At 38.8% G+C, this 18,861-nt stretch carries 21 protein-coding genes; 16 read left to right on the top strand and 5 right to left on the bottom strand.

What is annotated here, in order from left to right; translation table 11 throughout:
* Window positions 1-62: 62 nt before the first annotated feature.
* Window positions 63-1,319 carry a YdcF family protein gene (locus tag D0T08_RS13005; protein WP_199538156.1) on the top strand — a complete coding sequence of 419 codons (1,257 nt, stop codon included), beginning with the start codon at window positions 63-65 and terminating at the stop codon, window positions 1,317-1,319.
* Between the two features lie 77 nt (window positions 1,320-1,396).
* On the opposite strand, the gene D0T08_RS13000 is transcribed toward D0T08_RS13005, so the two are convergent.
* Complete coding sequence (locus D0T08_RS13000; protein ID WP_116983088.1) at window positions 1,397-1,903, bottom strand: hypothetical protein; 507 nt, start codon at window positions 1,901-1,903, stop codon at window positions 1,397-1,399.
* A gap of 143 nt (window positions 1,904-2,046) precedes the next feature.
* On the opposite strand from D0T08_RS13000, the gene lhgO reads away from it, so the two are divergent.
* The 7 genes from lhgO to D0T08_RS12965 all read left to right on the top strand — a co-directional run bounded on the left by lhgO (window position 2,047) and on the right by D0T08_RS12965 (window position 8,300).
* Window positions 2,047-3,246 carry an L-2-hydroxyglutarate oxidase gene (gene lhgO, locus D0T08_RS12995; protein WP_116983087.1) on the top strand — a complete coding sequence of 400 codons (1,200 nt, stop codon included), beginning with the start codon at window positions 2,047-2,049 and terminating at the stop codon, window positions 3,244-3,246.
* Between the two features lie 343 nt (window positions 3,247-3,589).
* Window positions 3,590-4,048: an META domain-containing protein gene (locus D0T08_RS12990; protein WP_116983086.1), complete on the top strand. Its 459-nt coding sequence runs from the start codon at window positions 3,590-3,592 to the stop codon at window positions 4,046-4,048.
* Between the two features lie 42 nt (window positions 4,049-4,090).
* Window positions 4,091-5,314 (top strand): serpin family protein, encoded by a 1,224-nt coding sequence (locus D0T08_RS12985; RefSeq protein WP_116983085.1) that lies wholly within the window; start codon window positions 4,091-4,093, stop codon window positions 5,312-5,314.
* Window positions 5,315-5,326: 12 nt separating this feature from the next.
* Window positions 5,327-5,698: a hypothetical protein gene (locus D0T08_RS12980; protein WP_116983084.1), complete on the top strand. Its 372-nt coding sequence runs from the start codon at window positions 5,327-5,329 to the stop codon at window positions 5,696-5,698.
* Between the two features lie 80 nt (window positions 5,699-5,778).
* On the top strand, window positions 5,779-7,068 hold the full coding sequence (locus D0T08_RS12975) for an LVIVD repeat-containing protein (protein ID WP_116983083.1): 1,290 nt from the start codon (window positions 5,779-5,781) through the stop codon (window positions 7,066-7,068).
* A gap of 19 nt (window positions 7,069-7,087) precedes the next feature.
* Complete coding sequence (locus D0T08_RS12970) at window positions 7,088-7,759, top strand: hypothetical protein (protein WP_116983082.1); 672 nt, start codon at window positions 7,088-7,090, stop codon at window positions 7,757-7,759.
* Between the two features lie 322 nt (window positions 7,760-8,081).
* Window positions 8,082-8,300 (top strand): hypothetical protein, encoded by a 219-nt coding sequence (locus D0T08_RS12965; protein ID WP_116983081.1) that lies wholly within the window; start codon window positions 8,082-8,084, stop codon window positions 8,298-8,300.
* 70 nt (window positions 8,301-8,370) lie between these two features.
* Here D0T08_RS12965 and D0T08_RS12960 read toward each other — a convergent pair whose 3' ends face one another.
* Window positions 8,371-8,700, bottom strand: a complete 330-nt coding sequence (locus D0T08_RS12960; protein ID WP_116983386.1) for a DUF3467 domain-containing protein — start codon at window positions 8,698-8,700, stop codon at window positions 8,371-8,373.
* A 168-nt stretch (window positions 8,701-8,868) separates the two neighbouring features.
* Window positions 8,869-9,684 (bottom strand): 3-deoxy-8-phosphooctulonate synthase, encoded by an 816-nt coding sequence (gene kdsA / locus D0T08_RS12955; RefSeq protein ID WP_409012927.1) that lies wholly within the window; start codon window positions 9,682-9,684, stop codon window positions 8,869-8,871.
* 230 nt (window positions 9,685-9,914) lie between these two features.
* Between kdsA and D0T08_RS12950 the strand changes: the two genes are divergently transcribed.
* The 8 genes from D0T08_RS12950 (at window position 9,915) to D0T08_RS12915 (ending at window position 16,017) form a co-directional block, all read left to right on the top strand.
* Window positions 9,915-10,151, top strand: a complete 237-nt coding sequence (locus D0T08_RS12950; protein ID WP_116983079.1) for an acyl carrier protein — start codon at window positions 9,915-9,917, stop codon at window positions 10,149-10,151.
* Between the two features lie 82 nt (window positions 10,152-10,233).
* Complete coding sequence (gene fabF / locus D0T08_RS12945) at window positions 10,234-11,481, top strand: beta-ketoacyl-ACP synthase II (RefSeq protein WP_116983078.1); 1,248 nt, start codon at window positions 10,234-10,236, stop codon at window positions 11,479-11,481.
* A 9-nt stretch (window positions 11,482-11,490) separates the two neighbouring features.
* Window positions 11,491-12,243: a ribonuclease III gene (gene rnc, locus D0T08_RS12940; protein WP_116983077.1), complete on the top strand. Its 753-nt coding sequence runs from the start codon at window positions 11,491-11,493 to the stop codon at window positions 12,241-12,243.
* A 157-nt stretch (window positions 12,244-12,400) separates the two neighbouring features.
* Window positions 12,401-13,438 (top strand): glutamate 5-kinase, encoded by a 1,038-nt coding sequence (gene proB, locus D0T08_RS12935; protein ID WP_116983076.1) that lies wholly within the window; start codon window positions 12,401-12,403, stop codon window positions 13,436-13,438.
* 244 nt (window positions 13,439-13,682) lie between these two features.
* The gene (locus D0T08_RS12930; protein WP_116983075.1) at window positions 13,683-14,207 is read left to right on the top strand and encodes a DinB family protein; all 525 of its coding nucleotides are present in this window, start codon (window positions 13,683-13,685) and stop codon (window positions 14,205-14,207) included.
* A gap of 8 nt (window positions 14,208-14,215) precedes the next feature.
* Window positions 14,216-14,689 carry a hypothetical protein gene (locus D0T08_RS12925; protein ID WP_116983074.1) on the top strand — a complete coding sequence of 158 codons (474 nt, stop codon included), beginning with the start codon at window positions 14,216-14,218 and terminating at the stop codon, window positions 14,687-14,689.
* Window positions 14,682-15,281, top strand: a complete 600-nt coding sequence (locus D0T08_RS12920) for a hypothetical protein (protein ID WP_116983073.1) — start codon at window positions 14,682-14,684, stop codon at window positions 15,279-15,281. The genes D0T08_RS12925 and D0T08_RS12920 overlap by 8 nt, the downstream gene beginning before the upstream one ends.
* 58 nt (window positions 15,282-15,339) lie before the next feature.
* Window positions 15,340-16,017, top strand: coding sequence for a TVP38/TMEM64 family protein (locus D0T08_RS12915; protein WP_116983072.1), 678 nt, complete (start codon window positions 15,340-15,342; stop codon window positions 16,015-16,017).
* Window positions 16,018-16,052: 35 nt separating this feature from the next.
* Here D0T08_RS12915 and tpiA read toward each other — a convergent pair whose 3' ends face one another.
* Together tpiA and D0T08_RS12905 are read right to left on the bottom strand one after the other, a co-directional pair.
* Entirely contained in the window at window positions 16,053-16,814 is a 762-nt protein-coding gene (gene tpiA / locus D0T08_RS12910; RefSeq protein WP_116983071.1) for a triose-phosphate isomerase, read from the bottom strand.
* A gap of 64 nt (window positions 16,815-16,878) precedes the next feature.
* On the bottom strand, window positions 16,879-18,780 hold the full coding sequence (locus D0T08_RS12905) for a bifunctional aminotransferase class I/II-fold pyridoxal phosphate-dependent enzyme/GNAT family N-acetyltransferase (protein ID WP_158561261.1): 1,902 nt from the start codon (window positions 18,778-18,780) through the stop codon (window positions 16,879-16,881).
* Window positions 18,781-18,861 lie beyond the last annotated feature (81 nt).

The following is an 18,861-nucleotide window of genomic DNA, read 5'->3' as shown; positions in this document are numbered from 1 at the left end:
TTAATATGAGAGGGGAATGTTGATTCAGCATTCCCCTCTTTACTTTTTAATACTGAAACACAATGAAAACAAAACTCCTATACACGCTCTTCCTTTGCTTCCTGTTCATCATGAATGTGGCTGGGCAAGGATACGATAAAAATTACCGTCCGCTTTCTTCCAGCGATTTAACGGTTGATAAAAACTTTTACCTGCTTACGGTTATTGAGAAAACTCCTGAAGTAAAAACTATATTGACGGGTAATGCAGCATTCAAAAACTTTCTGCAAAACAAAGTAGAGGTATTGAAAACGCATGTAACAGATACCTGCTCGCATCCGGTATCGTTGCTGAGTGATTTTTTCTGGAAACCGGATACTGCTGCATTAGCTAAAGAATTAAGCTCGGTTTATGCTGCCAATAAAAAAGCTTTCGATAAAATTATCAACGGGCATTTGCGTCCCTCGGGGTATTATCAGCGTTTTGTCGGGTTATCAAATGAGGTTTTATTGGCTAAAGCATGGAATCAGTGCTTTTACGGGATGGATTATATTATTAATCAGTTTGGCCTTGGTAAAAAAATGAGGTATCCACATATTGATTCTGCCAGTTATGTCGTAACCTCCCGTACCTATTGCATCATGTTGAAAGATATGATGGCATCATTGGATGAAAGCAGCAAAAGCTTTGACGTTTTTTATAAACCTTCATTGGCTGTAGCCATGCAATTGATGCAGGCAAACGATCGTGATGAACCAGCGCGTCTGGAACCTTTGGAGAAAGGCATCAACAAAGCGGCCTACCTACAAATTCAGAAAACAGATTGGAAGAAATATAAATATGCAGCTATTGTGCTTCCTGGAGCGGGCCCTGAATTAAAAATACCTATTGGTCATGAAGGGAAACTCCACTGTGATGCGGCCGCTCGCAGCTATTTAGCGGGAGATGCTCCTTTTATTATTCCTACAGGTGGTTACTGCTATCCGTTTAAGACCACTTATAATGAGGCGGTAGAAATGAAAAAATACCTGATGGAAAAATATAATATTCCGGCTTCTGCCATTATTGCTGAGCCGCAGGCCAGACATACGACAACCAATATCCGAAATTCTGTTCGTTTGATGATTCATTATGGTATTCCTGTAGATATGCCATCTTTATTTGTCACCTCAATGTCGCAAACAAAATATTCGGCGGCCGATAGTTTCGATGCAAGAAATATGCGTGAATTGGGCTATACACCTTATACGCGTAAAAAACAGCTGACCAATCATAAAATTGAGTTTTATCCTGTGATTGAGTGTTTGCATATGGATCCTTATGATCCACTCGATCCTTAAAATTCTGTTTACCTTATAGTCTAATGAAACGTCATCTATATTTATGGATGGCGTTTTTTGTTAGATATTTAAGCCTCTCAATTGACCATTAAGTCATAATAGGTATCTTTTGTTAGATTAATTTTAAGATTGAAATAACAATTTCCTCCATCCAGGACTTCTACGATATATTTTTCCCAGTATTTGGGATTACTACAAAAGCAATTAATCCATACTTCTTTTTCTCCTTTAGCATTAATAATAGCCACATACTGTCGTTTATAGCGCTTTAAATCAATAATAAATTTTTCTTTTTTATAATGCTCCTTAGGAAATGCTTCATTCCACTGATTATATCGTTTTAGTTGTGGGACATTATATTCACGTATATAAGCCTCTAATAATCTTTCAATTTTGTCCATCTCAATAGTTGTTAATTCAGTGGGCTTCCCATTTTCAAATACCCAAACTTCAGTCGGATTATAAGGGATAATTGCTACAATTGATTTATCAGTCAATGTATCTCGTGATATTTTCTCTTTGGCTAGGGTTTGAGTGCAGCTAACGGCATAAAAACTAATGTATATAAATAGTAAGTATCTCATATGTGTCTGTAGTTTATTTATTAAACTTTTCTGACAGCTTATTATTGGAAAAACGAATAGAAAAATAAAGTCTTGAACAAGTTCAGTAATAAAAAGAGACGTTTGGCGTATATTTGCAGAAAAACTACTCTATATAATTGAATATGACCTACGATATAATTGTTATTGGTGGAGGAATTGTCGGCTTAGCTACTGCTTTGAAAATCAAACAGGGAAATCCGGCATTGAAACTATTGATTATTGAAAAAGAAAATAAAGTTGCGCAACACCAGACAGGGCATAATAGTGGGGTTATTCATTCTGGTTTGTACTACAAACCGGGTAGTTTAAAAGCAACCAATTGTATCAGAGGCTACGAAATGTTATTGGATTTCTGTAACGAAGAGGGTATCAAATATGATTTATGTGGAAAAGTAGTAGTAGCCACCCGCCCGGAACAAATCTCTATTCTTGATGGACTTTTTGAAAGAGGTGCGCAAAATGGTTTAGAGGGCTTTAAGATGTTGAATGCAGAGCAGATAAAAGAATATGAACCACACGTAAACGGACTAAAGGGCTTTTTTGTCCCTCAAACCGGAATTATAGACTATGTAGAAGTTTGCGAAAAATATCTGGAAAAAACTCAGCAATTAGGTGGTGAAATAGTCTTTAATGAAAAAGTAGAAAGCATTACTGATAAAGGCAATACCTCAATAGTCAATACTAATAAAGGTGCTTACGAAACCAAGTTGGTAGTAAACTGTGCCGGACTTTATTCAGATAAAGTGGGGCAAATGACTGACGAAAGAGCGAATAAATTAAGAATAACCCCTTTCAGAGGTGAATATTTTGAAATAAAACCTGAAAGACAATACCTGGTTAAAAATCTTATCTATCCGGTTCCTGACCCTAATTTTCCATTCCTGGGCGTGCACTTTACCCGTATGATAAATGGGGGCGTAGAAGCAGGGCCAAATGCCGTTTTAGCTTTCCGTCGCGAGGGTTATAAGAAACTGGATATTCATTTCGGAGAGTTATTTGAGACCCTTACCTGGAGAGGTTTCCAGAAAGTAGCAGCTAAATACTGGCGCACGGGCTTTGGCGAAATGTATCGCTCTTTCTCTAAAAGCGCTTTTACCAAAGCATTACAAGAATTAATCCCTGAAATAAAAGAAGATGACCTGGTTCCTGGTGGAGCAGGTGTAAGAGCCCAGGCCTGCGATTATGATGGTGGTCTATTAGACGATTTCGCCATCTTCGAAAACGAACGCGCTGTGAATGTATGTAATGCACCATCACCTGCAGCAACTTCTTCACTATCTATCGGGCAGACGGTTAGTGAGTTGGTTTTGAAGAGGTTTTGATATTATATATAGCAGTTTTGTAAATCTTCTGTATGGCGTACTGCTGAATTAAGTACAATTTTATCAAATCTTATATCTATTAAAAATGGTTATAGATGATTCTTTATCTATAACCATTTTTATTTCTATCTTTTCTACCAGAAAATTCACCCCCATTCCAACCATTTTTAAGTAATAAGTATCTATAGTATTGAAAAGGGTACTGAGCCTCAGTCAAAACGATTGTTTACGTCAGGGGAAAAACATTCTCGTTTGTTTATTCCCTTGACCGACTGAGTAACATATATCTTATGGCATTAAAATTTGTCAGGAATTCACATAGAAAATTAAGAAAATCGGTAAAATGAAAAAGTTAATAATTGCGTTAATGGCCAGTAGCTTATTTCTGGTATCATGCGAAAGCGAAAAAATAGATGTGCCAAGTAATGGTGCGTCATTTGATGCTTTAAGAACTTCCAGTCTGTTAGGACAATGGAAATTCAAAAGTTATGCTGATGGTATAACACCTAAGTACGATGTATCTCTGGAGTTTAAAAATGAAGAAAGCAAACTGACTATCAATGGCAGAAGTTCAGTAAACTTTTATTTTGCTGAGGCAGAAGTAGATGAAGCAAAAAAGACAATTAAGTTTCCTGTACTAGGTTCTACTAAAATAGCAGGCACTAATGAAGCCAATGCTTTTGAAATGACTTATTATGAGAGCCTGAGAAATGTTGAAAGATACGATTTCAAAGATAAAAATATACTGGTATTTTATCTGGCTAAACCTGCTAACGGAGTAATGTATTTTGAGAAGAAATAGTAAAATTTTGTAACCTGATTTGTTAAACCAACCAACTAACTTATGAAAACGCTTAAGATTGCCATACTCGCTGCTGTGTGCTCTTTAGCTGCGGCCAGTTGTGATAATAAGGGTAATACAGTAGACCCCAACACCATAAAAGCTAATAACGAATTAAAAGCGATTCCGGCTGCATTCTCAGACCAGACAAGTGAGTTTGCATTTGATTTCTGGAAAAAACATAATGCCATCGAAGAGGCTGACAAAAGTTATTTTGTCTCACCACTAAGTCTGCACATTGCCTTAGGCATGCTATTGAATGGAGCAGATACCCAGACAAAAGAAGAAATTCAGAAAGCTTTGCGCGTTTCTGGCGATATGGCTACTACTAATGGTATATATAAAGATTTGATAGATAACCTGCCATTGAGTGACCCGAAAGTGAAAAATACTATCGCTAACTCAGTTTGGTATCGGAATACTTTCAAAGTAGAGCCGTCTTATCTGGATAACCTGAAAACCTATTTTAACGCAGGGGTGTTCGGAGAAAATTTTGATGATAAAGCGACTGTCAATAAAATTAACAATTGGGCAAGTGATAATACGAATGGTAAAATCAAGAAAGTATTAGAAGAAATCAGAGAAGATCAGATTTTATTCCTGATGAATGCGCTGTATTTCAAAGGTGACTGGAAAACCCAGTTCAAAGCAGAAAATACCAGGGACGAAAACTTTACTGGTACAAAGGGTGTGAAGAGCGTGAAAATGATGAACATGACCGAAAATGTAAAGTACGCCAAACGTGACAACTATCAGGCCGTAGAACTACCTTATGGTGATGGCAACTATGTTATGACCGTGATTCTACCGGATAAATCAACAGATGCTACTTTAGCCAGTTTATCAACAGGTGAGTGGCAGGCATTAAATGGTGCCTTGAAAGAGCAGAAAACAATAGTCGGTTTACCGAAATTCACCCTTGAGTATGAGGCAGATCTGAAAAAGGTATTGACCGAGATGGGAATCAAAGCAGCCTTCACTGATGGAGCCGATTTATCGAAAATTGCGAGCCCTGCAGGTAAATTAAAAGTAGGCATGGTGAAACAAAACACCTATGTGGGCATTGATGAGAAAGGTACAGAGGCAGCAGCCGTAACTACCATAGGCGTAGTGCTTACTTCGGTTCCTGTGTATCCGACAGTGGTTTGTAATCGTCCGTTTTTGTTTGTTATCAGTGAAAAACAATCGAATACCATTCTATTTACCGGAAAAATCTCAAACCTTTAATAGGCTAAACGTATGAAAAAACTCTGGGTGCTTAGTTTCTGCACGATATTTTTTGTGGCCTGCCAGAAAGAAAGCTTCGATGTATCACCAACAAGTGATATAGATAATTTACCAACTATTCAGACCATCAACAATAAAGAGGGGTATCTGATGAAGGTAAATGCAGACCTGACTGTGATTGTAGTAGAAGGGGTGATGGACCCATTGTCTTGTGCGGCACTACCTTCGCATCGATTTGCAGTAGCTAATCTGCCAGCCGAATTAAAAGGTAAACACGAAACCAAAATAGTATTCAGTGGCGAAGTGAAACAAAATATACAAACAGGTGACCTTGTTTTATATGCCGGAATACCACTCAAGCTGACCAAAATTAAATTGAAATAAATTCTATCAGGTGCCATGTCGTATACAGATGCTTATCTCTACGCATGGCACTTTTCTATTCCTTATACCTGCTAAAAACTATGAGAAACAACTACTTCAAACAACTTGCAGTGTTGCTAAGCCTGGGAGTGGCTTTAGGCACTACCTCATGTACTGACGACTGCGAGACAACCCGCACCTACCGCACATCCGTACCTTTTGTGCTTTCAGCTGACCAGATTCGTAAAGATATTGCCTCACAAGGGCCGCAGGAATTGGTGAATCTGGGTAAAATCTATGTAAAAGATAATTATATCTTTATTAATGAGCTAAAGAAAGGGCTGCATATCATTGATAACGCTAATCCGCAGCAACCGCAGAATATCGCTTTTCTGAAAATACCGGGTGTGATAGATATGGCAGTAAAGGATAATATTCTTTATGTGGATAGCTATATGGATGTCGTGACTTTTGATATTACCGACCCAAAGAATATCAAGCAAATGGGTAGAGTAAAAGATGTCTTTAATTATGGAACAGCCGATGGTATTACCTGGTCGTACAATGTAGGGTATCAGACTGTAACCGATTATGATACGAAGATTGTCACTGATAAAATACGTACCAATTGTGGGTTTCAGATAGTAAATCCTAATCCTATTTATTATGCCAATGATATGTCTTTTTATTCTGGCTCAAAAGGTCCTACCGGTCCTTCGGCCAGTGGTACAGGGCAAGGGGGCTCAATGGCTAGATTTACCATTTATGATGATTTCCTTTACACGGTTTCACAAAATGACTTACTTCTTTTCAATATTAAAACATTGAGCCAGCCCGTTCAGGAAGGTAAAATCAATTTAGGCTGGGGTATCGAGACCATTTTCCCTTATAAAGATAAATTGTTCATCGGCTCAACTACAGGTATGTATATCTTCGATAATAAGAATCCTGCCAAACCTGAGCGTGTAACCATGTTTGAACACGCCCGTGCCTGTGACCCTGTAGTAGTGGCTAATGATATTGCCTATGTTACTCTGCGCACTGGTTTATGCGGTGTAGCGCCTAATCGTCTGGATGTAATAGATGTGTCTAATATATACTCTCCGAGGTTACTTAAAAGCTATGAAATGCAGCATCCGGCCGGATTAGGGGTAGATTTTCCAAGCCTGTTTATTTGTGAGGGAGAATTTGGCTTGAAGTCTTTTGATGCAAGTAGTGCAACCGATATAAAATTGCAACAGCATATGAAAGATATGAATGCCTTTGATGTGATTCCGCTAGGAGGGAAACATTTATTAATGGTTGGTAAAGACGGATTATACCAATATGACACTTCAAACCCGAAAGATATGAAGTTGATAAGTAAAATTCCGGTGAAACCAGTATCCTAACTCCTAAATCTGCATCAAAATGAAAAACATACATATATATATCAGTAAAATCAGCCTGATTTTCGTGGTGTTGTTACTAGGCAATACTGCCATAAAAGCACAAGATGAAAAAGGCGGCTTCTTTCGCAAGCATAAGTTTGTGAACATGACTGAATTCGGAGGATTGTTCGGAAGAATTAAATATCAGGCTAATTATTATGGAGGGTGGTATCCTTACCCTTATCCCGGTAATTATCCTGATCAATATCAGATAAAAAATAAAGTGAATCTGTCGATGCAGACGTTTAACGGTATTTATATCGACCGTAAAACAGCGGCCGGTATAACTATAGGGGTTGATGGTTACGGAGAAACGGTGCTAATGCCCATAGCTTTAGGTGTACGCAGAAGTATATTACAGAAAAAAGAGGGCGGAAGCGGCTTACAGGCAGGAATAGACGCAGGGTATTCAACTACCTGGTTAAATGAAGACAATACAGGGTTCCATACAAAGGGAGGATTGTTAGTAAGCCCGACAGTAGGCTACAGGCTGCCGATGCGGAATGGCTCTGCCTGGTTAATTAATATAGGTTATCGTTTCCAACGGGCTGAATATAAGATGGATAGAAATGGGAATGAGGTATATTGGTCGGAGACGAACGAGGTGAGAAAATATAAGCGGATGGTGTTAAGATTGGGAGTTGAGTTTTAATATAGGATATAACTCGTTGGGTGAAATTAAAAATATATTATCCCTACGGGATACTAATCTCTGAAAAGTCTATTTTTTCTACCGATATAGCATCCCTACGGGATATTTTTAAGTCCCAGAGGGACGACATATCGGTAGAAAAAGTAGTCATTTTTTAAAAGTGAAGTCCCGTAGGGACGATATATTAAATCCTTAAAATTAATTTCACCTAACGAGTATATGATATAATAAAAGTACAGTTTTTTGTTGTAAAAAATTTTCGGATATTTATTAATCTTTAGTGATTCTAAAATTGAATTCATTTTTTGATAAATAAAACTATATGGAAATTGAAAAACTTACAATTATAAATGCTTGGGATCAATCTATAATAGGAACTATTACTGACCCATTAGAAATGAGAAGTTTCTTTAAAAGCGAAATGCTTGCAGCAGAACAGGATTTTTATTTTGAAGAAAAGCAATACTATATAGAAGAGGTCTATTTAATGTTTGCAGAAAATGGTTTGTACGAACTTTTGTTATCTGTAGAATTACCATGAGTCAATATTAAAAAGCAAGAGCCTGAGAATCACTTCTCAGGCTCTTGCTTTTTAATATACAAATTCAGAATCAGGCTTCACCCATTGGGCCGCCAAAATTCATCGGGAATGGCATTGGTTCGTTGGTTTGACGGATTGTACCAAAATTATCTTCGTATTTCGAAATATTATCTTGTAGAGCAGTGAGTAAACGTTGCGCATGTTCAGGCGTAAGAATCACGCGTGATTTTACTTTTGCTTTAGGTACTCCGGGCATCAGACGAATAAAATCAATCACAAACTCAGTGTTTGAGTGTGCAATCATTGCCAGATTTGCATATACCCCCTCAGCCATCTCTTCCGACAGTTCGATATTAATTTGTTGTTCCGGCTCTTCCTGAGCATCTTTCTTTTTGGCCATTTGCATTAGAAATATTAAGTGATTGGGAGTCATACATGACATTAATATAACAAAAATAAAGAATCTTTTCTGAAAAAAAGAAATACAATTCTCATTTGTTATTTAATGGCGAATTATAGACCCTAAATGAATAAAATCGTTGTTTTAAGCGCTTTATGTAGGGATGCATTAATTTTTACGCACTACTTCCCGTATTCTCACGAGCTTCTCCAGAAGCTCCTCCAAATGAGCTAAAGCCAACATATTCGCTCCATCAGATTTAGCTACTAATGGATTCATATGCGTTTCAATAAAGATGCCATCTGCTCCAACTGCAATAGCCGCTTTGGCTATGGTTTCTATCATGGCAGGGTTACCACCTGTAACGCCCGATGATTGATTTGGCTGCTGCAATGAATGTGTACAGTCCATTACGACAGGTACATCAAAAGTCTGCATTTCAACGATGTTCCGGTAATCAACTACAATATCAGAATAACCAAACGAATTACCTCGATCGGTAAGCATTACCTGCACATCAGGATTAACTGCATTGATTTTCTCTACGGCAAAGCCCATGCCTGAGCCGTGCATAAACTGCCCCTTCTTTACGTTTACAGCTTTACCTGTTTGGGCAGCTGCAACCAACAATTCGGTTTGTCGGCACAAGAACGCAGGAATTTGTAAAACATCAACGTATTTGGCTGCCAGAGCCGCTTCATCAGACTCATGAATGTCTGTGATAGTTGGTAGCGAGAAAGTCTCGCCTACCTCTTTTAAAATACCTAAAGCGAGTTCATCGCCAATACCTGTAAACGAATTTAATTTGGTTCTGTTGGCCTTTCGGTAAGACGCCTTAAAAATATAAGGAATTTCCAGACGGTCGGTAATTGCTTTTACTTTTTTGGCAATCTCCAAAGCCATCTCTCTTCCTTCTACCACACAAGGCCCTGCAATAAGGAAAAAATTCCCCGAATTCTGATTTTTTAATTGATTGACTTTCAGCACTTTATTTATTTTTTAAACCTATTATTCAATTGGTTTTTCGGAATTAAGTAATTAAATATTTTTATTCTCATGCTTTTTCCCAAAACTTCTTTCGTATTTATTTGTTTTAATATAAAACAATCACAAAGGTCGGAAGTTTTCTGATACTAAAAAACTTTCGTGTATTTTGTTGTTTTCAGTTAAAACCATTTTCTTTGCAGTCGTTTTTCACCAAACTACAGTTCAAAATGTCAGCAATTGCATCTAAAGTAACGAAAATTATCGTAGAAAAACTCGGCGTTGATGAGTCAGAAGTAACTCCAGAAGCATCATTCACAAATGATTTAGGAGCAGATTCATTAGACACTGTGGAATTGATAATGGAATTTGAAAAAGAATTCAACGTATCTATCCCAGACGACCAGGCAGAAAATATCCAGACCGTTGGTCAGGCTATTACTTACCTGGAAGAAAATTCTAAATAATTTTCGGGTTGCGAGTTTCAAGTTTCATGATATTTGCCTGAAACTTGAAACTTTATAACTCTGAAACTTCAAATCTCATTTTATGGCTTTCAAACGAGTAGTTGTAACAGGATTGGGGGCTATAACGCCTATCGGGAATACGGTAGAAGAATTCTGGCACGGATTATCAAACGGTGTTAGTGGTGCTGCCATTATCACAAAATTTGATGCCAGTAAATTCCGTACAAAATTTGCTTGTGAAGTCAAAAATTTTGACGTAACACAGTTTATTCCAAGGCAGGATGCCCGTAAAATGGACTTATTCGCCCAATATGCAATAGTAGCTTCCGATGAAGCTATTAAAGACTCCGGGCTGGATTTAGAACAAATCAATAAAAACAAAGCCGGCGTTATCTGGGGTTCAGGTATTGGCGGGTTAAAAACTTTTGAAGAAGAAGTAATTAACTTTGCCGGTGGCGATGGTACTCCGAAATTTAACCCGTTCTTTATTCCTAAAATGATTGCCGACAGTGCATCTGGGCAAATCTCTATCAGATACGGATTCCGCGGACCAAACTACATTACTGTTTCAGCATGTGCTTCTACCAACAATGCGATTATAGATGCGTTTAACTACATCCGCTTAGGTAGAATCAATATTTGTATTTCAGGAGGTTCAGAAGCTGCCATTACTCAAGCGGGTATAGGTGGTTTTAATGGCCTGCGTGCTATGTCTGAAAGAAACGATGACCCTGCCACAGGTTCTCGCCCGTACGATAAAGACCGTGATGGTTTCGTATTAGGCGATGGCGGTGCAGCATTGATTCTTGAAGAATATGAGCATGCCGTAGCCCGTGGAGCCAAAATATATTGTGAAATTGTAGGTGGAGGTATGTCTTCAGACGCCTATCATATTACTGCACCACACCCAGAGGGATATGGTGCGTTCTTATCAATGCAGGATGCGTTGGAAGATGCTAATATGAAACCTGAAGAAATTGACTACATTAACACCCATGGTACATCAACACCTTTGGGTGATCCACAGGAAATAAAAGCCATAGAGCAATTATTTGGCGATCATGCTTACAAAATGAGTATTAGTTCGACCAAGTCAATGACAGGCCATTTACTGGGGGCAGCAGGAGCAGTTGAATCTGTTGCAGCGGTGTTAGCCATACAACATCAGATGGTGCCACCGACTATAAATCTGTTCAATATCGATGAAGTAATCGATCCGAGAATAGATTTAACTCCTAATGTAGCGAAATCTAAAAAAATAGATGTAGTTTTGAGTAATTGTTTTGGCTTTGGCGGACATAATGCTACGCTAATATTTAAGAAAATCTAATTTCGAATCGTGTTGTCGGAGGCTAGTAATTTTTGGGGACTATTCAAATCAGGTTCAAAGGAACGTGAGTTTAGAAAAGCAGTAGAGCAAATTATAGGTGAAAAGCCGAGTAATCCGTTGCTTTACCAGTTAGCCTTTCGACATACCTCAGCCTCAAAAGAGACAAATATTGGTGGTTTTCGTGAATCTAACGAGAGATTAGAATACTTAGGCGATTCGGTATTGGGTATGATAGTGGCCGAATATCTATTCAAAAAATATCCATTCAAAGATGAGGGTTTTTTAACAGAGATTCGTTCAAGAATTGTCAACAGAGAATCGTTGAATCAGGTAGCCCGTAAAATCGGCTTGGAAAAATTGATTCAGTTCGACGGCCAGCGTATCGCTCACAATCGTACATCGATGTACGGCGATGCCATGGAAGCCCTGATTGGAGCGATTTATTTAGATAAAGGTTTCCGTTTTACACGGTCGTTTATTCTGAAAAAACTGATTGCCAATTATTTCGACCTTGATACGGTTATCCAGACTAATACCAACTATAAGAGTATTCTATTAAGTTGGGCACAGCAAGAAGGAAAGAAGATTGTTTTTGAAATTGTGCAGGAAAACGGTAAACACCACCATAAAGAATTTGTGGCTCAGGTAAAGGTAAACGGCGAGGCCATCAGCACTGGTGGTGGTTGGAATAAGAAAAAAGCCGAACAGGAAGCCGCTCGCAGAGCCTGCGAAAGTTTAGAGATAAAATCGGATAATAAGTAAGACAGATAGTTAATCAGTTACTTATAGGAAGATTAGAAATTGAAAGATTTAAATTTAACACTTCATAAAGCAAAAAGACGCAATACTCTGCGTCTTTTTGCTTTATAGAAAGACAACAGTTATTAAAGTATAAAATTTGCGTTAAGCACCCTATTACATGCGTCAGTTACCTACCCTTGTCATTAAATTCGGAACAGCCTCAATTACCCAAAGCAATGGCGAGCCTGACGAAACAATTATTGCCGATATAGCCCGCCAGGTGTCTGAACTCCATGCCCATTATCATATCGTACTCGTATCTTCAGGAGCGGTGGGAGCAGGAAAGCATTTCATTAAAAACTATTCAGGAGAAATCGCTGAGCGGAAAGCCGCTGCAGCTATTGGTAACCCGCTTTTACTAAATATCTATTCCAAATATTTCTCTCAATACAATATCCAGATTGCCCAGAGTTTATGCGAACGCCAGCATTTTGGTAATCGTGAACAATTCTTACAATTGAAAGAAACCTATCAGGAATTATGGGCGAATGGCATTATTCCGATTGCTAATGAGAACGACGTAGTAAGTAACCGTGAGTTAAGATTTTCGGATAATGATGAATTGGCAACCCTTATCGCCACAGGCTTTGGTGCAGAAACCCTGATGATTTGTACCTCAGTTGGCGGCCTACTAGACCAGAAGAAAAATATCATCAGAAAAATAGAAACCATCGATAACCAGATATTGGGCCTGGTTGATAATAGCAAATCAGCCCTGGGGTCTGGTGGTATGGCATCCAAACTTACCTTTACCAAATTGGCAACCCGTATGGGTATCAGGGTAATTATTTTTGGTATGAAGACTGAGGATGGTATCCTGAAAGCTATGAAAGGAGAAGCAGGAAGCGAGTTTTCAGCTCAGGCAGCCAATCTTTCATCCCGTAATAAATGGCTGGCTAGTGGGAGTGTTGCGGTAGGTACTTTGCAGGTAGATGCTGGGGCAGTAAAAGCCTTACAAAAACGTAGCAGTCTGCTAGCCGTAGGTATCAAAAAAGTAAAAGGTGATTTCGAAGCAGGTGAGGTGGTAGAAATAACCGATAGTCACGGAATAATGGTAGGGGTTGCGCGTACTAAAGTACCATCGAATGAATTACTGGATAATCTGAAAACTCAGAATTTTGAAGTGGCAAATGCTAATGATATTGTGTTGATATGATTTTTTGCAGTTTGTAGAGACGCCATGCTGGCATCTTCATTGGTCTTTGCCTTCCCTGAAATGCTATTTTAAATAATAAAATAATAGATAATTGTCTCATTTTCATAGGCCCTTGAAGACGACAGCGTGGCGTCTCTGCAAGAATGGATGAACAACAATTTAGTGATGTTTATATAAATTTCTTCCTCTACCCTTGCCAAAACCCCACAGAAATCGTACTTTCATAATCAAAAACCTTATTATTATGAAAAAGATACTTCTCCTACTCCTTATCGCTCATTTAGCAATGGGACAAACAAAACCTGAACCGACACTTAAATCTGTTTTGTTAGAGCAATTGAAAACGACACATACCGATAAAGACTGGTTTGTGCCTGTGAATATTGCTTTAGCAGGTTTAACAGCCGAGCAAGCCAATTGGACTGATGGTAAAGGCAATCACTCAATCGGGCAACTGGCTCATCATTTGCTGTTCTGGAATGGGCGTGTGTTAGCCAATTTCAAAGGACAAGATGTAGCTAAATTTGATGGTGATAACGATAAAACATTTACTAATTTTGATAAAAAAAGTTGGGAAGATATTGTTAAAAGATTAGATGGGGTTCTGGCAGATTTAGAGAAGTTCGTAGAGGCAACCGATGAAGCCAAATTGAAAGAAATGTATTCGACCATAGCCCATATAGGTACACACAATGCCTACCATACCGGACAAATTATTTATATCCGTAAACTACAAGGTTCATGGGAGGCAGATAAGGGCGTTAAATAGATATAATCATGGCACAAGTAAGAACAGAAATTATAGAGGCAATTCGTCGCACGGCTGAAAAAATGCAGAATGGCAGCCAATATATGTGGGGACATATGGGCAGTTGCAATTGCGGGAACCTGGCACAGGAAGTTACGCACAGAACCAAAGCCGAGATTCATGCCTATGCCATGCAAGGCAACGGAGACTGGAACGAGCAATTAAACGACTATTGTGAAACCAGTACGATGCCTATTGATTTGATAATCTTTGATTTATTGACATCAGGCTTTTCGATAGAAGATTTGCAGAATCTTGAGAAACTTTCTGATAAAGAAATCTTAATGCGTTTGCCTGTAGAAAAACGTCATTTGCGCCACAATGTTCGCGAAGATGTAATCGTTTATTTACAAGAGTGGGCAAATATGCTTGAAGAACATTTGTTAGAGACCATTAAACTGCCTGATTTTTTACAAGAAACCACTGCATTAACACATGCGTAAAATTTTTTTAACCATTACCCTCATCACTTGTGCATTTGCTGCATTTTCACAAGAAGAAGAACCACAAGAAAAAGAAAAACCTGCATTTTTTGAGCAACCCAAACCCGCCTGGAAAGACAAGCTTCGCTACGGCGGCAACTTCTGGTTGGGCTTCTGGGGTGCATTCTACATAGATGTTTCTCCAATGGTGGGTTACGAAGTGACCAACAAAGGAACGGTAGTCGGACTCGGTGCAAACATCATCTATCAGGGTGTATTTAATGGTGGTGGAGATTTTATCTATGGTCCAAAACTTTTTGTTCGTCAACCAGTATTCCGATCGATTTTTGCACAGGCCGAATATGAGATGATGAATGCTTACTCTAACCAGTTCTATTCTTTTAATGCCAATACGCCTGTAACCGATATAAAAAAGAAATGGGAAGGCTCGCCGCTGATAGGCGCTGGCTTCTACCAGGGCCGACAAGGGCAGCGAGGAAGCTATCTGGCATTAATGTATAATCTTGGTTATCCGAACCGTGGATTTATAAGTCCACAAGGTTTAGGTGGTAATAACTCACCAATAGTCATACGTTTCGGAATTCTTCTATAAAGTTATAGTTCAAGTATTTTCTAATTTGTAATTTTGCGGCTTAACCACCTGGCTACGCTTGAAACAAATCAGAAAATACTCCTTTGCACTTATTTCATCGGTTTTCTTAACCATTGTTCCGCTTATTTTTACCTCCCTTATCACTATATGGGTAATCGCTCATGAAGCAGAAATTGGAGAGTATAATGAGCAAGCCTGGACAATTATTACGCTTATTTGCTGTTTTACATCTGCATTGGCCATCACTCCGCCTACCTATTTGGCATTGGTTTTGGGCTACTTTTTGGGATGGCACGCCATCCTACCTGTATTTACCTTAAACATGATAGCTATCTTTCTTGTAAATATGGTAACCCGCTGGTTAGATAAAGACCGTTTCAAAACATATCTATCAGAAAATAAAAGAGTTAAGGGGATATTAGATAATATCAAAGAGCAGGAACTAAAGATTATTTTCTTTGCTAAACTATCGCCTGTTTTGCCTTTTGCCTTAACCAACTTCGTATTTGCCTTGTCAGGCGCAAAGCTGAAAAACATACTACTAGGGGGCTTTTTAGGCATGATTCCACGCACGGTTTTAGCCGTCTGGACGGGCTATCAGGCAAATGAAATCAGAAGACTATTAGAGAATCCGAATGAGGGAAATTTGCAGAAGATATTATTGATAGTGCTGTTAATAGCTTCGGTGGGAGGAATTCTGTATTTTCTGCAACCGAGAAAGAAGAAATTAGGTTAGCGTGCCATGGAAACCATAGCACGCTTTTATATATCTTAGAATGATTTGGCAATATTTACAAATTCTCTTGATTTAAGAGAAGCACCACCTACTAAACCACCATCTACGTCAGGACAAGCGAAAAGTTCTTGTGCATTGGCACCATTTACGCTACCACCATATAGAATACTGATTTCTTCAGCTACTTCTGCACCGTATTGAGAGGCTAAATGGTCTCTTAAGATTTTGTGCATTTCCTGTGCTTGATCGTTTGATGCCGTTACACCTGTACCAATAGCCCAGATGGGTTCGTAAGCAATTACTACTTTTTTCAAATCGTCGGCTGATAAATGGAAAAGACTGTTCGTTAACTGACCTTTCACGAAATCGAAATGAATACCTTCGTTGCGTTGGTCAAGGGTCTCACCGCAGCAGAAGATAGGTGTTAATCCTGCTTCTAAAATTGCATTTGTTTTTTCAGCTAAGAAAGCATCAGACTCATTGAAATACTGACGACGCTCGCTATGACCGATAATGATATGTCCAACACCTACTGACAGTAGCATTGGTACAGAAACTTCGCCGGTATAAGCACCAGAAGCTTTTGGATAACAGTTTTGTGCACCCAGAGATACTTTAGGGGTATCAATCAATTTTCCGAAAGTGCTTAGGTAAGGAAACGGAACACAAAGTACAACCTGTACATTTGGGTTAACGATTTCGTCTTTCACCATATTAACTACTTCTGACAAAAGGATTTGACCTTCTTCAAAAGTTTTATTCATTTTCCAGTTGCCAGCGGCGATTTTTTTTCTCATTACTTTAGAGCTTTGATTACTTTGGTTATTTGAAAGTGCGAAGATAATAGTTTTTCATGAAAAACTATAAGTACATTTCCATCGCGACATCGGCTCTTACATAAGGTGAAATAAAATTTTCCACCCTCGAAAACCCCAGCTTTTTATATAAATTCAACGCCGGACTAAGGCTGGAATTCGTTTCTAAATACAATCTTTTAGCACCTAATTCTCTTGCTTTTTTAATAGCAGCGTCACCAATGGCATGACCAATGCCCAAGCCGCGAGCGGCTTGGCTTACACCCATTTTGCAGAGTTCCAGACTATTATCTCCGATGGGTTTTAGCGCAGTAGTTCCTAAAATCTCGTCACCTCTACAAGCCAATAAAACAGCTCCGCCTGTGGCTATAAAATATTTTACAGGATTTTCCAATGAGTCCAGGTCGCCTTGTTCTACTTTAAAATACTTATTAATCCAGGCATAATTGATTTCTTTGAAAGCCTGATAATGAGTCGGATTGTTAGGGTCAAATTCAACTACCTTTATCAAAAGGTTAGTAGCAATCTCCAGAATGGTATTGACTAATAAATCTAAATCTTCCAGACGGGTGCGGTGGTTGGTAATATTAGTACGAATGGCATATTTACCCTGAATGATGGTATAAGAAGGTGCGGCAATACCCGACTCATGCAAGCGCATCAGAATCTCTTTATTTAATTGATTCAGCTCTTCTTCTGAATGTTGGCTATTATTGAAACGGAAGCAGACAATATTCATGCTTACGGGAACCAACAATTCTAAATGAGGGGTTTGTAATATTTTCTCTCCTAAATATTGCGCCTGGTCAATATTCTGCTGCACTAATCGGCCATATTTCTGAATCCCATGTTCTTTCAACGACATCCAGACTTTCAAAGCCTTGAAACTTCTGGATAATTCAATGCCATAATTGGTTAATGGCTCTGGGCCTGCTGCCAGACCTCTTTCATGTGCTGATAAATAATTCGGTACTGATGAAAAAGCGGCCTGATGTAGTTTTTTATCTCTGATTAAAACACAAGCAGACTCATAAGGAACGTGTAACCATTTATGGAAATCAAAAGCCAGACTATCGGCTTTTTCAATGGTTTTCAGCTTGTCTGCAAATTTGGGAGTTAGTTTCGCCAATGAACCAAAGGCCCCATCAATATGAAACCATAAGCCAAATTCTTTGCATATCTGGTAGATTTCCTCCAATGGGTCAATGGCTCCGGTATTAACCGTTCCTGCATTGCCTACTACGCAGAAAGGTCTGAAGCCTGCTTTAATGTCTTCTTTAATCTTGGCTACTAGTGCAGGTACGCTTATCTGGAAAGTATCTGTTACAGGGATTATTCTTGTTCGTTCGCTACCTATGCCTAATACTTCGGTAGCTTTTATGACACAGATATGCGTTTCTGATGAACAATAAACCGTTAGCTTATCATCTGTTCCTTTTACTCTGATTTGTAAATCTTTTAGTGAGTTACGGGCGGTTGTGAGTGCTGTAAGATTTGCCATTGTAGCGCCGCTCACTAACAAGCCACTAGCGGTTTCAGGAAAGCCAAACATTTCTTTCGACCAATCTATTACCTGTTGCTCCACATACATAGCTACATGATCGCCAATGGTGGTATTAGGATTCATACCTGATGCAAGCATATCTGCCAACATACCCAAAGGAGTGCCATTACCTTGTACCCATGCAAAAAAACGAGGGTGAATATTACCTTTATTATAGGGTAATATATAAGAAAGAAACTCCTGATAGATTTCTTCTGCAGGCTGACCTTCTTGCGGAAGAGAGCGATTCAATACTTTTTTTACTTTGGCTGTCGGTTGCTGCCATACAGGTTTATCACGTAAGCCTTGCAGATAATCAATCATGTCGTCAATCATCCGGTGGCCTAAGGCTCTTATTTCATTCCAATTACTTGGGTCAAGTGTTTCTTTGCTTGGTAGGTGCATGCGTTTGTCGATTAGAATTCAAAAATACGCATACTAAGCCTAATCTATCAGTCTGTTTTTTGCTTTTTCTTATAATAGAGC

Origin of the sequence: Emticicia sp. C21, from assembly GCF_003418935.1 — a bacterium.
In the GTDB taxonomy this organism is placed as follows: Bacteria; Bacteroidota; Bacteroidia; order Cytophagales; family Spirosomataceae; genus Emticicia.
Note: the sequence above shows the minus strand (reverse complement) of the source record. Positions and strands in the feature narration are given on the sequence as shown.

Coding starts and splice junctions, on each gene's coding strand:
- D0T08_RS13000 (WP_116983088.1), bottom strand. CDS start 1,903: ATGAGATACTTACTATTTATATACATTAGTTTTTATGCCGTTAGCTGC.
- D0T08_RS12925 (WP_116983074.1), top strand. CDS start 14,216: ATGGCACAAGTAAGAACAGAAATTATAGAGGCAATTCGTCGCACGGCT.
- D0T08_RS12980 (WP_116983084.1), top strand. CDS start 5,327: ATGAAAAAACTCTGGGTGCTTAGTTTCTGCACGATATTTTTTGTGGCC.
- D0T08_RS12970 (WP_116983082.1), top strand. CDS start 7,088: ATGAAAAACATACATATATATATCAGTAAAATCAGCCTGATTTTCGTG.
- proB (WP_116983076.1), top strand. CDS start 12,401: ATGCGTCAGTTACCTACCCTTGTCATTAAATTCGGAACAGCCTCAATT.
- D0T08_RS12965 (WP_116983081.1), top strand. CDS start 8,082: ATGGAAATTGAAAAACTTACAATTATAAATGCTTGGGATCAATCTATA.
- D0T08_RS12950 (WP_116983079.1), top strand. CDS start 9,915: ATGTCAGCAATTGCATCTAAAGTAACGAAAATTATCGTAGAAAAACTC.
- fabF (WP_116983078.1), top strand. CDS start 10,234: ATGGCTTTCAAACGAGTAGTTGTAACAGGATTGGGGGCTATAACGCCT.
- D0T08_RS12920 (WP_116983073.1), top strand. CDS start 14,682: ATGCGTAAAATTTTTTTAACCATTACCCTCATCACTTGTGCATTTGCT.
- D0T08_RS12975 (WP_116983083.1), top strand. CDS start 5,779: ATGAGAAACAACTACTTCAAACAACTTGCAGTGTTGCTAAGCCTGGGA.
- D0T08_RS12985 (WP_116983085.1), top strand. CDS start 4,091: ATGAAAACGCTTAAGATTGCCATACTCGCTGCTGTGTGCTCTTTAGCT.
- D0T08_RS12960 (WP_116983386.1), bottom strand. CDS start 8,700: ATGGCCAAAAAGAAAGATGCTCAGGAAGAGCCGGAACAACAAATTAAT.
- tpiA (WP_116983071.1), bottom strand. CDS start 16,814: ATGAGAAAAAAAATCGCCGCTGGCAACTGGAAAATGAATAAAACTTTT.
- D0T08_RS12930 (WP_116983075.1), top strand. CDS start 13,683: ATGAAAAAGATACTTCTCCTACTCCTTATCGCTCATTTAGCAATGGGA.
- lhgO (WP_116983087.1), top strand. CDS start 2,047: ATGACCTACGATATAATTGTTATTGGTGGAGGAATTGTCGGCTTAGCT.
- D0T08_RS12990 (WP_116983086.1), top strand. CDS start 3,590: ATGAAAAAGTTAATAATTGCGTTAATGGCCAGTAGCTTATTTCTGGTA.
- D0T08_RS12905 (WP_158561261.1), bottom strand. CDS start 18,780: ATGCACCTACCAAGCAAAGAAACACTTGACCCAAGTAATTGGAATGAA.
- D0T08_RS13005 (WP_199538156.1), top strand. CDS start 63: ATGAAAACAAAACTCCTATACACGCTCTTCCTTTGCTTCCTGTTCATC.